We start from the raw sequence: 14,160 nt of genomic DNA on the forward strand, positions 1-14,160 counted from the left end.
CTCCTATGAGGATGCCCCCTCCGCCAAATGTCTCAGTAACGCTGGATTGTTAGCGGCGTTGGGTGTTCTCCACCGCCAAAATTCGCTCCCACTGGGCTTTTAACAAGCTAAACTAAGGAGGGAAATTAACTCTCCAACGATTCTTTTCTCCTCAACGAGGAACTACTGGGCAGTATTTCATTCTTGGTTACTAATTAAAGCTCCAGCCCAGTCCCCTGCTTAAAACGTTTGATCACCACTTGCGTATTCACGCGAACAACGCCACCCAGTTTGTAGATGTTCTGATACAAAAATGCCTCTAAAGCGGCTTCGTCCTTCAGCAGAGCATGCATATGCAGCGAACTGCTTCCTGTCATTTGATAAATCGAGATGACATTGGGATCCGCCGATAGTTGATTGCCCACCTCTTCAGCAAAACGCGGTTCAACCTCCACTTCGAAAAAAGCGCTGACGACCTTTCCTAGCTTTGTTGCATTCAATCGAATAGTGAAGTTCTCGATGACCTCATTGTCGATCAGACTTTCGACCCGTTTTTGAATAGCTACACGTGACAGATTAAGGATTTCGCCGATTTTGGCGTAGGAAAGGCGGCCATTCTCATGCAGCAGCCTAATAATTTCTTGATCCACTTGATCGAGATGTGGAAGATCCATCATGACACAACTCCTAACACAGAAAATATATACAGTTGATTATAAAAAACTTGTTTTCACGAAAAAACAGCGCGTATCCCTTTAGAAATCGAAAAATGTTAATCAGTTTGAAGATAATCTGCTAAAAAAAGTTACAAACTGTTTGGTTTTCATTTACAAGTGACGTTGACGGAAAAGATTGCCGCTCCTATAATCGTGTTAATAAACATAACACATATACATGAATTTTTAAACCGTGTAATAAAAGTTAACAAAGAAGAGGTGGCGGCAATCAAATGTCCAAGAAACTGATCTACAACGGTACGATTATGACCATGAATGCCACCAATCAGATTTTCAAACCAGGTTACGTCTATCTGGAGCACGATGTCATCGTGGAAGTCGGAGCATGGAGCGAAGATGGAAGAATGGATGACCTTAAGGCGGAAGCAAAATATGTCTACAATGCAAAAGGGAAAGTTGTGATACCTGGCATCATCAACGGGCATACGCATTTGTTTCAGACGTTCATGCGAGGCGTTTCCGATCACTCCCCGCTTGCGCAATGGTTGAAGGAGATCATTTGGCCGATGAGCTTGGCGATGGAGCCCGAAGATTTCTATTTAGCTGCATTGATTGGATGTATTGAAAATCTGAAATCGGGCGCCACTTATATCATGGATCATCATTATATTCATACTTACCCTGAGAATGACGCGAGTGTGCTGCGAGCCATGGTCGATTCCGGCATTCGCGGGCATTTGGCCCGAGGAGGATCGGATTTGGCCGGAGAAGTCCGATTGCGGGAGACCGAGGAACAGATCTTTGGCGCTACGGACCGCTTGCTTGATGAATGGGAAGGAGCGGCTTCAGGACGAATCCGCATCGCGCTTGGGCCGCTCAATTTATATGGCTGTTCGCGTGGTTATCTGGAGCGGGCGGCGGTTTTCAGCCGGGATCGCCATCTCATTTCACACGTGCATGTGGCGGAAACGAGCGAGCAAATCGATACGACGATGGCACGTTATGGACTGCGCAACTTGGAGCTACTGAATGAAGTTGGACTTCTGGGCGAGCAAACGCAGGTTGTGCACGGGGTTTGGCTGGATGACGGCGAACTGGCCATGATTCGAGACCAAGGTGCATCGGTTATCCACTGCCCTGTCTCCAACATGTATTTGGCATCCGGCGTGGCCCGAGTGCCCGAAATGCTGCGCATGGGCATAAATGTCGCATTGGGGACGGACGGTCCCGGCAGCAATAACTGCCAAGACAATCTAGAAGTTCTAAAGTTTACAGCTTGCTTGCACAAGGTAAATGAGCTGGATGCTACGTTACTGCCGCCGATGGATGTGCTGCGCATGGCGACGGTGAATGGCGCGAAGGCGGTTGGAAAGAGCGATGAGTTGGGCAGTCTGGAGCCTGGCAAAAAGGCAGATCTGGTTGCGATAGATATGATGAAGGCGCATATTAGCCCCGTCCATCGCGCCTCTTCTGCCTTGGTATACAACGCGAACGGCAATGACGTGGATCTTGTCATCGTGGGCGGCAACGTCGTTGTCGACAAAGGCGTATGCACCTGGGTGGATGAGCAGGAGATTTTACAGAGAGCACAGGCAAGGGTCAACGTCCTGCGTGCCAAATTAGCTGGAAAATATCCTGTTTTCGCAGACAACGAATAGTTTTTCACATTTTTTCACAGGCTCAAATGATGTTCATAAATTCCGTAGGAGGATGATAGTTATGGCCTTACAACGTCTACACGATCCCGTTCTGGAAAATGATTGGCATGCGGTATACCTCGCGTCAGAACTGAAGGAGCAGCCTGTCGGTGTTATTATTTTAGGCGAAAGAGTGGCGCTTTACCGTTCCAGCAAAGGGGTTCATGCCATGCAGGACCTATGCGTTCATCGTGGAGCGATGCTTTCCAGAGGCTGGGTGCAAAACGATGCTTTAGTCTGCCCTTACCACGGTTGGCAATATGATTCTTCCGGCCAATGTGTCTGTATTCCGGCACAGCCCAAGGGGGAGAAAATCCCCCCAAGAGCCAAAGCCCAGCTTTTCCACTGCGAAGAAAAATACGGCTTTATTTGGGTGTGTATCGGTGAGCCGACAGCACCGCTGCCTCATTTCGACGAGTTTGCCAATCCGGAGTTTCGTCCACTGCCATGCGGCCCTTATAAGGTGGCGGCAGCGGGTACCAGAGTGATCGAAAACTTTACGGATTTCGCCCATCTGATGTTCGTCCACCAGAATTTGCTGGGACACCCGGACTATGCGGAGCTACCTGACTTCGAGGTCATCAAAGAAAAAGAGCGGATTTATATTGAACATATTCCGATTTTTCAGCCTGTAGCCCATTCCGGTTCAGATAAAAGTGAAGGAACGACTTACGTGTATAGGAAGGAAGTGTACCGGCCTTTATCGGCCCGGCTAAGCAAAGCGGATCCGAGCAACGGCCAAACCTTGTGGATCATGCTGACGGTCCTCCCTGTAGCCGCAGAAGAATGTATTGTCCACATGATGGTGTCACGTAATTATGCCTTTGATGTGGATGATGCGAATTTCATCCGGTTTCAGGATATCGTCTTTGATCAAGATGCCAAGGTGATTGAGACGCAGAAACCGGAGCTGCTTCCGCTAGATTTACAAGTGGAGCTCAATCATAAGGTAGACCGCTTTTCTATCGCCTATCGCCGTTGGTTGCGTGAACTTGGAGTCAAGGTTGGTGTTGTGTAAAATTGTTTAATGTTCGCTTTTAAGTGGATATTACAGCTTGTCATTTGCTTATTTCTTGAAAATATAATAAAAAGACGTACTTTTATTGTAATTAAACACAAAACGTTAGCATCTTCGTTGACGCGCATAGACGATCAATTCTATATTTGACTAAAGGTCGATAAGTACTTTGTAGAGATAACCAAATATGGAGGGGATGTTCAAATGAAACGATTCAATGATACGAATCCGCTAGTCGCCAAACGCCCGGTACTCTTGTCAGTCAGTTTTATTGCGATCTCAAGTATGCTTGCCGCCTGCGGTAGTGGAAGCACCTCAGTTTCATCATCGCCAAGCGCACCACCTTCCACAGCGCCGGCGGCTTCCACGGCTCCCGCAGCATCAACAGCGGCTACGACGGCGCCAAAAGCTATCGTTCCAGCGACGGTTGTTTTGAACTGGTTCGCTGAGCCGGAGCATGGCGGGAATTTTGCGGCGGTAGCCAAAGGTTACTACAAAGATGCAGGCTTGGATATGACGCTGATGCCAGGCGGGCCGCAGGTGTCGTCTACACAGATTGTCGCTTCAGGCAAAGCGCAATTCGGGATGGCTAACGGCGACGATATTTTGGTGGCCAGACAAGAGGGGATTCCAATTGTAGCGATCGCAACCTCGTTGCAAAAGAGCCCGCAAGCTTTGTTTTACCATAAAGATTCAGGCGTGAAAGATTTTGCTGATCTTAATGGACACAAGGTGTATGTGGCTTCCACGGCGAGCTTCTGGCAGTTCATTAAGAAGAAATACAAATTAGACTCGGCCCAAGAAATGAAATACACTGGTCAATTAGTCAATTTTGTCAACGATAAAACATCGCTCACACAAGGTTACGTGACTAGCGAGCCTTTCACCCTGGATCAGCAAAAAGTGGAGTATGGCACACTGCTGAATGCCGATTCCGGATACAACATTTATGGCGGAGTTTACTTCACAACGGAGAAGATGATTGCCGAACATCCGGATCAAGTGAAAGCTTTCGTGGAAGCTACGGTCAAAGGATGGGACTACTACAAAGATCATTCTGAGGAGATTAACCCGAGCATTCAACAAAAGAACCCCGATATGGGCTTAGATATGATGAAATTTAGCGCTGCAAAAGAAATGGATTTCGTGTTTGGCGGCGATGCTGCAACCAAAGGGACCGGTGTCATGACCAAGGAGCGCTGGGAGGAAGTTCAGAAGCAATTAGTGGATGTTGGTGTGTTAAAAACGGCTGAAAGTATTGATAAGGTGTTCACAACGCAATTTTTACCTAAAAAATAATACCGGTTCAGGAGGTGGCGGCATTGGCTTCTGTTACGAATTTGGATTTCATCAATGTTCGATTACCCATGGAAGATGAGGGGCATTTGTTTCGCCTATCGATGCGGGATGGGGTTTGGACACAGATTCTCAAGCAAGAAGGAGATGCCGCCCCGCCTGGCGCTGTTTCTTTGGAAACGTGGAATCCGACGCAGGCTTATCTGGATCCCAACAGACCGATTATTGATTTGGAAGGTAAAATCATGCTGCCGGGCTTTGTGGATGCACACATGCATTTGGACAAAGCTTTCTCCTTAACTTCGGTTGAGAATCGAAGCGGGACGTTAGAAGAAGCTGTGCAGAATTACTCGCAAGCATCGCCTTCTTTTAGCAAACAGGAAATTAAATCTAGAATGATTCGTGCGGCTATGCAAGCTTTATCGTTTGGTACGACACGGATTCGGACGCATCTGGATTTTAACCTGCGAGTTTCGAGGGAAGTTGCCTTACGTACGATTGAAGCTGCGCTGGAAGCAAAAGAAGCACTGGCCCCTTACCTAACGTTGCAGCTGTTTCCAATGTGTCCTTACAATTTTATGTCCATGGACGTAGACGCCATCGAGGAAGCATTAAGGATGGGTGTTGACGGAATTGGAGGAGCGCCGCATTTATCCATGACCCCGAAAGAAGATATTGATTATGTATTCAAATTAGCGGAGAAATACGACGTGCCGATTGATCTGCATTGTGACGAAACCGATAATCCAGCTATTCGCACGATTGAGCATATCGCTTATCGAACGAAGGCGGAAGGTTACGAAGGACGCGTGACTGTTGATCATTTATGCGCGCTTGCATCCATGACCGATCAAGATGCGCATAACATCATCGCTCAAATGGCGGATGCTGGGCTCAAAGCCGTTTCCTTACCTGCGGTGAATCTGTATTTGCAAGGAAGACATGACAGTTTTCCGATTCGGCGTGGAGTTACCAGACTGAAGGAAATATGGGAGGCAGGCATTCCTATTGCGGTAGCTTCCGATAATATTCACGATCCTTTTCATCCATTCGGGCGAGGTGATTTGCTGCAAATTGCTTTAATCAGCTCCTACGCCGCTCATATGGGAAGGCCGGACGATCTTCGTACGTTACTGCGCATGATGACGGGCGTTCCCGCTAAAGTGTTGGGACTTACCGATGATGCCATTAAGACTGGGAATGAAGCAAACTTTGTCATCATAGACGGCAGTACGCCAGAAGAGGTCTTCACCATGCTGCCGGAACGGCGTTGGGTGTATAGCGGGGGAAGGTGGGTACGCATGGCCGCAGCCAAAACCAAATGGCAGGACAACACGTTAGCCCGCTATTGGGATGAGGCTTCACGGGAAATATCCTTCCATAAACATGAATTCGCGAAAGGGTGAAGTTGCAGGTGGCTAACCTACTGGTCGTTTATTACAGTGCATTCGGTCATGTCTTTCAGATGGCACAAGCTGTGGCCGATGGGGCCAGCCAGTCAGGGGCTCATCAGGTAAAGATCGTACGTATTCCGGAAATGGCCGCTTCTCAGAATCGCGTCATCCAGCCAGATACGGAGAAGCCGACAAACAGCAGCAGAAGCTTATCCAATCAATTTCGGCTGACAGATCGCTATAGTAAATATGAAGCAGCAGGTGTGTTACAGGAGAATATTCCCTATGCAACTAATAATGATTTGCGGTGGGCTGACGGTATATTGTGGGGGTTTCCCACTTATTATGGCACGATGCCCGCTCAAGTTAAGTTGTTTCTAGAAATGGCTGGAGAGTTATGTGTGGAAGGGGCTTTAGAAGGGAAGCCAACGGGCATTTTTAACTCGACAGCTTCTATTCACACTGGTCATGAGGCAGCCATTTTGACGGCTATGGTGTCATTCTTTCATTTCGGCATGATTTTCGTAGGCCTTCCGTACTCCGAGAATCCAGAATATTTAACTGCGGACGCGATTGGCTGCTCGCCTTATGGCGCTTCCACGTTAGCGGGTCCAGACAGCTCGTTGTCTCCTGATCCGAGGGAGCTGCTGATGGCTGCCCGGTTAGGGGAGCGGGTTGCGGATGTTGCCGCAGCTTTACAGCTTTTCCGGTCAAGAGAAGCTTCCGGTTAAAACGTTGCTACATTGAAAGCTAGGATCCGTTCTTGTCCATGAGATTGGGTCTTTTTTCATACAGGTGAAAAATAAATCTTACGACGCATAAGGAGGCGCTCATTGTGACATTCAGTCGCTATACAGGTAAAGCATGGGATCGCCACTTTTTCCCTAGATTAAGTAAGCTGGAGGTGGATCAGCTACCAAAAGATGACGCGTTGATCGTTCTGCCGGTGGGCGCGGTTGAGCAGCATGGTCCGCATATGCCGGTGTTTACGGACACGTTGATCTCCGAGGTGCTGCTCACAGAAGCGTTCCGTCAGCTTCCGGATGATGCGAATATTTGGCTGCTGCCGGCCATCCCCTATGGCAAAAGCACCGAGCATCTCGGTCATCCTGGAACAATCACCTTATCTGCAACAACGTTGATGGCCGTCGTTATGGATATCGCCAAAAGCCTTACTAGAAGCGGCTTTCAGAAGTTGGCCTTGGTGAATACGCATGGCGGCAACACAGATCTGCTCCATATGATGGCTCGTGAAATCCGCATTGAGACTGGATTGGCCGTCTTCCGGTTAGACCCTGGCGGACTTGGCGGTGCCGATGAATGGATTACTCCGCTGGAGAAGCAGGCGGGAATCCATGCGGGAGATATGGAAACATCGCTCGTGATGTCGGCAGTTCCACATTGGGTGCATATGGAAGCAGCGCCTACGGAGTTTCCAAATTACCCGAACTCCCGCTATCTAGGGCTGCGTAACCGTGCTTTTGCATGGGTCATGGACGATTTATCCCACTCCGGCATCTCCGGGGACGCTACGCAAGCTACCGTTCAAAAAGGCGAAGCGATGACGGCTTCTTATGGTGCGATGATCGCCGAGGCACTGCTCGAATTTCAAGCTTTTGACATGAAATCACTGAAACAGTACCGATAGATCAGCTGAATCCAAAAACAAGTATAGGAGATGATCGATATGGCCCTGAATTCCCCCCTCATCCATGATCCAAGCAAACTCGGAGCAAGTCCTACATTTGTAAGTATGGAAAATCTGTCTAAAACGTACCCGAACGGAACGATTGCCTTGCAGGATGTGAATCTATCTATTCAAGAAGGGGAGTTCTTATGCTTCGTGGGTCCCTCTGGCTGCGGGAAATCTACGATTTTCAAAATGATTACAGGGCTGGCCAAACCGAGCAGCGGCAAGCTGGACGTATTTGGGACGACGCCGAAGGAAGCGCGTAAGCAAAGCGATATCGCTTTCGTCTTTCAGGATCATACCCTGCTGCCGTGGTCGACGGTCGAAGCGAATGTTAGATTGCCACTGGAATTGCGAGGCGTAGACAAGAAGACGCAAAAAGATGAGGCGCAGCGCGTACTCGAGCTTGTCGGCTTGAAGGATTATATGAAGGTGCTGCCAAGGCAGCTTTCCGGTGGTATGAAAATGCGTGTCTCGATTGCCCGCGCGCTGATCTCTAGGCCTAAGCTGCTGCTTATGGATGAGCCGTTTGGTGCTTTGGACGAAATTACCCGTCAAACGCTGCAGATGGAGCTGCTTCATATTTGGCAGCAGGATAAATCGATGACAGTACTGTTCGTGACGCACAATGTGTTTGAATCCGTATTTTTATCCACAAGTGTTGTTGTCATGACACCACGTCCTGGCAAAATATCGGCGCGATTAGATATTCCGGTGCCTTTTCCACGGGATGAAAGCTTCCGAACTACGGCGCAGTTCAGCGATTTGGTGCGGGAAGTATCCGCAGCGTTAGAGCATTAAGACGAGAGGATGACACAGATGGCGATGCAAATGAACTGGGAGCAAATCATGCAGGAGCGGCTCGGAGACGAGATCGTGCATGTGGATCGTGCAACGAGAGAAAAGCTTTCCAAGGACTATTACTGGTATTCTCCTGTCCTTAATCGGCAATTGCAGCATATAAAAGCAGCGGATGTCATTGCCATACCGCGTTCTGAGGCTGAGGTGGCTGAAGTTATCGCTTTCGGTTACCGCCATAACATTCCAGTGACGGTGCGTGGAGCCGGAACAGGGAATTACGGCCAAGCAGTTCCCCTGCAGGCCGGTATTGTTCTTGATCTAAGCCGTATGGATGAAATTCTCGAAATCGGACCTGGCTATGCAAGGCTTCAGTGTGGAGTGCGTCTGGGTGTCATAGATAAAAAGGCTCGCGAGGCCGGGCAGGAGATTCGCATCTATCCGAGCACTTATGTCAAAGCAACGGTGGGCGGATTTGTCAGCGGGGGTTCCGGGGGAATCGGTTCTATCACGCATGGTAACCTGTGGGACGGCAATGTGCTTGAAGCTGTGATTTATACCATGGAAGAGACGCCGCAGCGCCTCGTGGTTCAAGGACGTGACTTATTTAATTATATTCATAATTATGGAACGACCGGTATTTTAACCGAGGTGACGATTCCGCTTTCTCCGCGCACGGAGTGGGCTCAGGTTATTGTAAGCTTTGATACGCTGCAGCAGTCCATGAAGTTCGGGGAGACGTTGGCGAGAGAGGAAGCGATTCCGAAGAGGCTTATTGCTCCGATGGAATGGCCGATTCCGTCCTATTTTGTTCCATTTGCCAAAGTGATCAAAGCTGGCAAGGCGGCTGTTATGCTTGAGATTGCGGAGGACAGTATGGACTCCGTTGAAGCGCTGGTTGATGGCTATGGCGGATGCATCGACCATTTCATAGAAGCCAAGCAATATCGGAAAACGATTGGCGTGTCGGATTTTACATGGAATCATACGACATTATGGGCAATGAAGACGGACTCCTCTATGACGTATTTGCAGGCAGGTTTTGAATTGGGCCGTTATGAGGAACAAATCGAGCTTCTGAAAGCAAAATGGGGCGAAGAAGTTTACTTGCATTTCGAATGGGTGCGTAGCGGTGGAGAACTTGCGCTTAATGCGCTTCCGCTTGTTCGCTTTCAAAGCGAAGAACGATTGTACGAAATCGTTGCCTTTTGCGAATCCATCGGGGTCAAGATCTTCGATCCGCACACTTGGGTGCTCGAACAAGGCGGACGTGGCGAGGTTGGCAGCATGGCGCGCAAGAAACGCGAGAATGACCCCAGAGGACTTCTGAATCCAGGCAAAATGAAGGTTGAGCCTTAAATGAAGGGAGACACGACAAATGGCTGTTGATTCTAACTATCTTAAAATGCTGCCTGACGAAATATTTCCTGCCCGTGAACGTTCCGCTTGGGCTAACCGACTCGATGAAGGCGCCTCACCGGGCTATCGCTTCCTCATGTTGTTGAAGCACATGCTGCCTCCCTTGGTTGCCTTTGTCGTTTTCATCGGTGGCTGGGAACTCATTGCTTATTTAGCTAAGGCGCCTGTTTATCTGGTACCTAAGCCTTCTGACATCGTGGCTGCCGCCGTGGAAAACAAACATGCGTTATGGGTGTCAGTCACAACGACGACGCTTGAAGCTGTGCTCGGATTTTTCCTCAGCATCATCATGGGGGTAGCAGGGGCAATTCTGCTTGCCAGCTCCAAGTGGATCGAGAAAAGCGTGTATCCGTACGCCATCATTTTGCAAACCATTCCGATTGTTGCTATTGCGCCATTAATCGTCATCTGGTTCGATGCGGGCATGAATGCCATTGTCATCATTACTTTCTTGATCGGGTTTTTCCCCATGCTCTCAAATACCTTAATCGGTTTAAATTCTACGGATCAAAATATGAGCAACTTGTTTTACCTGTATAATGCCAATGCCTTTCAAACGATGTGGAGACTTCGCATCCCGGCTGCTCTGCCTTATATTATTGCGGGGCTGAAAATTTCCTGTACCTTATCCGTTGTCGGCGCCATCGTCGGTGAGTATATCGCTGGCATCGGCGGAGGAGCAGGCGGGCTTGGTTATGCGATAACGTATGCGGCTGCCCGGTTAAAAACAGCGTATTTATTCGCGTGCGGGCTGTCGGCTTCAGCGCTGGGCATTTCCTTTTTCCTCTTGGTCAATGCTTTCTCCAAATGGGTACTGAGCTCCTGGCATGAATCCGAAATGAAAAAAGACAGCTAATGAACACGCCATAGGAAGAGGGTGATCGCTCTGCTTGATTTAATCATTCGACAGGTACGTCTGCTGGATGACCCGGGTGTTGTCGATGTTGGCGTAAAAGACGGCAGGATCGTCGGAATTGGCGTTATCGATAGCGGAGCCGAACAAGAAATTGAGGGCAGCGGGCATCTGCTGCTCCCTCCATTCGTGGAGTCGCATATCCATTTGGACACGGTCTTAACGGCGGGGGAACCTGCTTGGAACGAAAGCGGCACGCTGTTTGAAGGCATCGGGTTATGGCAAAAGCGCAAGCAGTCGCTCACCTATGACGATGTCTGGAAGCGGGCAGAGAAGGTGCTGCAGCTGCAAATGGCGGCAGGCATTCTCCATGTTCGCACGCAGGCGGACATATCGGACCCGAACCTGACGGCGCTGCGGGCGCTTCTTGACCTGCGCGAACGCGTGAAGCCGCACATGCAGCTGCAGGTCATCGCTTTCCCGCAGGACGGGATTCGCGCCTGCCCGGAGAATGAGCGCCGGCTGGAGGAGGCGCTCGAGCTTGGCGCTGATGGGATCGGCGCCATTCCGCATCTTGAACCTACGCGTGAGGAAGGCCTCGCGTCGCTCGACATTGTTTTCCGCTTAGCCGAGAAGTATGGCTGCTTCGTCCATGTGTTCTGCGATGAAATGGACGATGAGCATTCCACTTTCCTTGAGAGCACGGCTCACTTGGCCATTCGTTATGGCCTAAGGGAGCGTGTTACCGCAGCGCATGCGAATGCTTCCGCGTACTATAGTGACGCCTACTTTCAGAAAGTGGTAGGCATCACGGCTCGATCCGGCGTGAACGTCGTCTGCTGCCCACTCATCAACAGTGCTATGCAAGGCCGCTTCGACCGCTTTCCCAAAGGGCGTGGAATCGCCAGGATCAAGGAGCTGCGGGCGGCCGGTGTGAATGTTAGCATCGCGCACGATGACATTCAGACGCCTTTTTATCCGCTCGGCACTGGAAACATGCTGGCTGCAGCTCACATGGCAGCCCATCTCGCGCATATGACTGGGCGTGAAGAAATTGCTGAGCTTGTGCGCATGGTGACGGTGCGCGCTGCGAAAGTGCTGCAGCTGCACGACTATGGGCTGGAAGTTGGCCAGCCGGCATCTTTTATCCTGCTGCCTGGCCGGGATGCTATGGATCTTGTACGCGTTCAGCCGGATTGCCGGTATGTGATTAGCCATGGCCATGTTGTAGCTGAAACGGAGCCTGCTCGAAGCCGCTTATATTGGATGTAATAGCCACCCCCTAATTGGCAGGGGGTGGCTATATTTGTTTGACTATTGTTTACTTGGTAAAAGAAGGGAAAGTGTGCATCCTGTCGAATTTGATTTATTGTTAAACATTGTAAGTTAAGTTTGGACGGGGATGGTGAACACATGAAGCGGTTTTCTCCAACGCTTTGGTTAGTGGTACTTGTTGCTGTGTTGAGCAGTTCGTTTTTAATGCCGCGAGTATTTGCCGCTGATGTTCCAGAAGAAATGAAAACGATTTCAGAATACTCGATCCTGTGGGGGGATCCATCAGAGAGTCTGGAAAGTGTCATGGCTGCCTCGCCTGAGCGTTGGAAGGTGGTGAAGATTGGTGACGTCATTCCAGAGAAACCGAAGGATGTTACTACGGCGTGGATCAGGCTTCAACTGCCCTCGCAAATTCCTAAAGGCTACGGCCTGTACATACAAGGGATATACGCGCAGCACCTTTCGGTGTACATTGACCAACGATTAGTCAAGGAAACTAAGTTTGATTTCAATTATGATCAACAAAGCAGTCTATTCCCAATTAGCAGTGAGGACGAAGGACACATGGTTTTAATGAAGTCGGAGACTTCAATGGGGCGTTTGGGCATAACTTCCATTATAAAACTAGACCATTATGATGTCTTATTAAGAACCTTTGTGCTTGGTGATTTACAGAACATTATTTTAGGCAGTGCTCTTCTGTTTATTGCTGTAATCGTGTTGATAGGTTCAATATTCATAAAAAGAGTTCAACGTACAGACTGGATTTTAGTTAGTACATTATTTATTTCGCTTGGCATTATTTTTATTACCTACACCCCATTCATGTATGAAAGCCTCACGAAATATGGAGCGTTGTATAGTGCTCTGTTTGATATTTCACTTGTTGTTTTTTTGCCGGCACTTACGTTTTATTTTGAACGCATTTTTGGAAAGGGTAAGTATAAGGTCATTTATTGGCTTAGAAAAAGTCAAACGGTCTATTCCGTCTTTGTAATCATATGTTTGTTCATTAACATATTGAGTAATTACGGGTTTAATAAGTTTTACTTCTTTGTAGCTGTTACCATATTGGGGTTTATTATGATCCTTCAGTTTAGTCTGCTTATTGGATCATCCATTTTGCTCATGTTCAAAGGGAATAAAGAAGCTGTCATATTTTCAGTTGGTTTTGCCTCACTTGCTTTTATGAGTACGTTGGACCTTATCCTATACTATATGAATTCACAGAATAAGCAGATTTTCTTATGGAAATGGGGTATTTTAGGATTTATTGTTTCTCTTATTGTTATACTTGGCAGGCGCTTTGCGATCAATCAGGAAAGGATTATTAATTATTCTAAAGAACTGGAATTTTATAATCGTCAGCTTCAACAATCCGAAAAAATGGAAATTATAAGTCAATTGGCGGCATCGATTGCTCATGAGGTGAGAAATCCACTTCAAGTGACAAGAGGTTTTTTGCAGCTCGTTGCTTCTCGATCGGATAAGAAGAATCAGGAATATATGATGATTGCGATCGAGGAGTTAGATCGAGCCTCCGTTATTATTTCGGATTTTCTAACCTTCTCCAAGCCTCAGGGAGAAGAAACGAAGAAATTAAATCTTTTCGAGGAGTTCAGGCAAATTGAGGGTATCATCTTTCCCTTGGTTGCGCTGCACAGTGGAAGGATATCCGTCGATGTTCCCGAGCATTTGGTTATCCAAGGTAACTCATCAAAATTGAAACAAGTTCTGATTAATCTAATAAAAAATAGCATTGAAGCTTTTCAGGACGATGGTGTTGTGGACATATGGGCTTACGAAAAAAGTGAAGAGGTTTTTATACATATTAAAGATAATGGAGAAGGAATTGAAGCGGCGCAGTTGGCCCAGCTGGGGGTACCTTATTATTCCACCAAAACAAAGGGAACAGGACTTGGACTAATGGTTTCTTTTCAGATCATCGAAAATATGAAAGGGTATATCCAGTTTAAAAGTCAAAAAAACGTGGGCACAGAAGTAATTCTTCGCTTTCCAGCTAATAGATAAACATAAAGAGGTGCTACGTATGAACGTAGCACC

Annotated in this window: 12 protein-coding genes; 11 read left to right on the plus strand and 1 reads right to left on the minus strand. The window is 48.2% G+C overall.

Annotation, left to right across the window (positions count from 1 at the left end):
* Window positions 1–194: 194 nt before the first annotated feature.
* Window positions 195–656, minus strand: coding sequence for an Lrp/AsnC family transcriptional regulator (locus AC3WTJ_RS20375; RefSeq protein WP_492523400.1), 462 nt, complete (start codon window positions 654–656; stop codon window positions 195–197).
* 272 nt (window positions 657–928) lie between these two features.
* Here AC3WTJ_RS20375 and AC3WTJ_RS20380 point away from each other — a divergent pair, with 272 nt between their 5' ends.
* From AC3WTJ_RS20380 to AC3WTJ_RS20430, 11 genes are all read left to right on the plus strand, one after another.
* Window positions 929–2,314 (plus strand): amidohydrolase family protein, encoded by a 1,386-nt coding sequence (locus AC3WTJ_RS20380; RefSeq protein ID WP_492523401.1) that lies wholly within the window; start codon window positions 929–931, stop codon window positions 2,312–2,314.
* A gap of 61 nt (window positions 2,315–2,375) precedes the next feature.
* Window positions 2,376–3,371 (plus strand): aromatic ring-hydroxylating dioxygenase subunit alpha, encoded by a 996-nt coding sequence (locus tag AC3WTJ_RS20385; protein ID WP_492523402.1) that lies wholly within the window; start codon window positions 2,376–2,378, stop codon window positions 3,369–3,371.
* A gap of 204 nt (window positions 3,372–3,575) precedes the next feature.
* The gene (locus tag AC3WTJ_RS20390) at window positions 3,576–4,670 is read left to right on the plus strand and encodes an ABC transporter substrate-binding protein (protein WP_492523403.1); all 1,095 of its coding nucleotides are present in this window, start codon (window positions 3,576–3,578) and stop codon (window positions 4,668–4,670) included.
* Between the two features lie 23 nt (window positions 4,671–4,693).
* Window positions 4,694–6,073, plus strand: coding sequence for an amidohydrolase family protein (locus AC3WTJ_RS20395; protein WP_492523404.1), 1,380 nt, complete (start codon window positions 4,694–4,696; stop codon window positions 6,071–6,073).
* 8 nt (window positions 6,074–6,081) lie between these two features.
* Complete coding sequence (locus AC3WTJ_RS20400) at window positions 6,082–6,792, plus strand: NAD(P)H-dependent oxidoreductase (RefSeq protein WP_492523405.1); 711 nt, start codon at window positions 6,082–6,084, stop codon at window positions 6,790–6,792.
* A gap of 104 nt (window positions 6,793–6,896) precedes the next feature.
* Window positions 6,897–7,709 (plus strand): creatininase family protein, encoded by an 813-nt coding sequence (locus AC3WTJ_RS20405; RefSeq protein WP_492523406.1) that lies wholly within the window; start codon window positions 6,897–6,899, stop codon window positions 7,707–7,709.
* A 39-nt stretch (window positions 7,710–7,748) separates the two neighbouring features.
* The gene (locus AC3WTJ_RS20410) at window positions 7,749–8,552 is read left to right on the plus strand and encodes an ABC transporter ATP-binding protein (protein ID WP_492523407.1); all 804 of its coding nucleotides are present in this window, start codon (window positions 7,749–7,751) and stop codon (window positions 8,550–8,552) included.
* Between the two features lie 18 nt (window positions 8,553–8,570).
* Window positions 8,571–9,908 carry an FAD-binding oxidoreductase gene (locus AC3WTJ_RS20415; protein WP_492523408.1) on the plus strand — a complete coding sequence of 446 codons (1,338 nt, stop codon included), beginning with the start codon at window positions 8,571–8,573 and terminating at the stop codon, window positions 9,906–9,908.
* Between the two features lie 136 nt (window positions 9,909–10,044).
* Entirely contained in the window at window positions 10,045–10,824 is a 780-nt protein-coding gene (locus tag AC3WTJ_RS20420; protein WP_246239471.1) for an ABC transporter permease, read from the plus strand.
* Between the two features lie 21 nt (window positions 10,825–10,845).
* Window positions 10,846–12,093 carry an amidohydrolase family protein gene (locus AC3WTJ_RS20425; protein ID WP_492523409.1) on the plus strand — a complete coding sequence of 416 codons (1,248 nt, stop codon included), beginning with the start codon at window positions 10,846–10,848 and terminating at the stop codon, window positions 12,091–12,093.
* Window positions 12,094–12,234: 141 nt separating this feature from the next.
* Entirely contained in the window at window positions 12,235–14,127 is a 1,893-nt protein-coding gene (locus AC3WTJ_RS20430; protein ID WP_492523410.1) for an ATP-binding protein, read from the plus strand.
* Window positions 14,128–14,160 lie beyond the last annotated feature (33 nt).

The sequence above is a fragment of the Paenibacillus sp. FW101-FHT12H11 genome (assembly GCF_058790355.1).

Bases quoted from the DNA above. Each gene is read 5' to 3' on its own strand.
- AC3WTJ_RS20375 (WP_492523400.1), bottom strand. From the start codon at position 656: ATGATGGATCTTCCACATCTCGATCAAGTGGATCAAGAAATTATTAGG.
- AC3WTJ_RS20380 (WP_492523401.1), top strand. From the start codon at position 929: ATGTCCAAGAAACTGATCTACAACGGTACGATTATGACCATGAATGCC.
- AC3WTJ_RS20385 (WP_492523402.1), top strand. From the start codon at position 2,376: ATGGCCTTACAACGTCTACACGATCCCGTTCTGGAAAATGATTGGCAT.
- AC3WTJ_RS20390 (WP_492523403.1), top strand. From the start codon at position 3,576: ATGAAACGATTCAATGATACGAATCCGCTAGTCGCCAAACGCCCGGTA.
- AC3WTJ_RS20410 (WP_492523407.1), top strand. From the start codon at position 7,749: ATGGCCCTGAATTCCCCCCTCATCCATGATCCAAGCAAACTCGGAGCA.
- AC3WTJ_RS20415 (WP_492523408.1), top strand. From the start codon at position 8,571: ATGGCGATGCAAATGAACTGGGAGCAAATCATGCAGGAGCGGCTCGGA.
- AC3WTJ_RS20420 (WP_246239471.1), top strand. From the start codon at position 10,045: ATGTTGTTGAAGCACATGCTGCCTCCCTTGGTTGCCTTTGTCGTTTTC.
- AC3WTJ_RS20430 (WP_492523410.1), top strand. From the start codon at position 12,235: ATGAAGCGGTTTTCTCCAACGCTTTGGTTAGTGGTACTTGTTGCTGTG.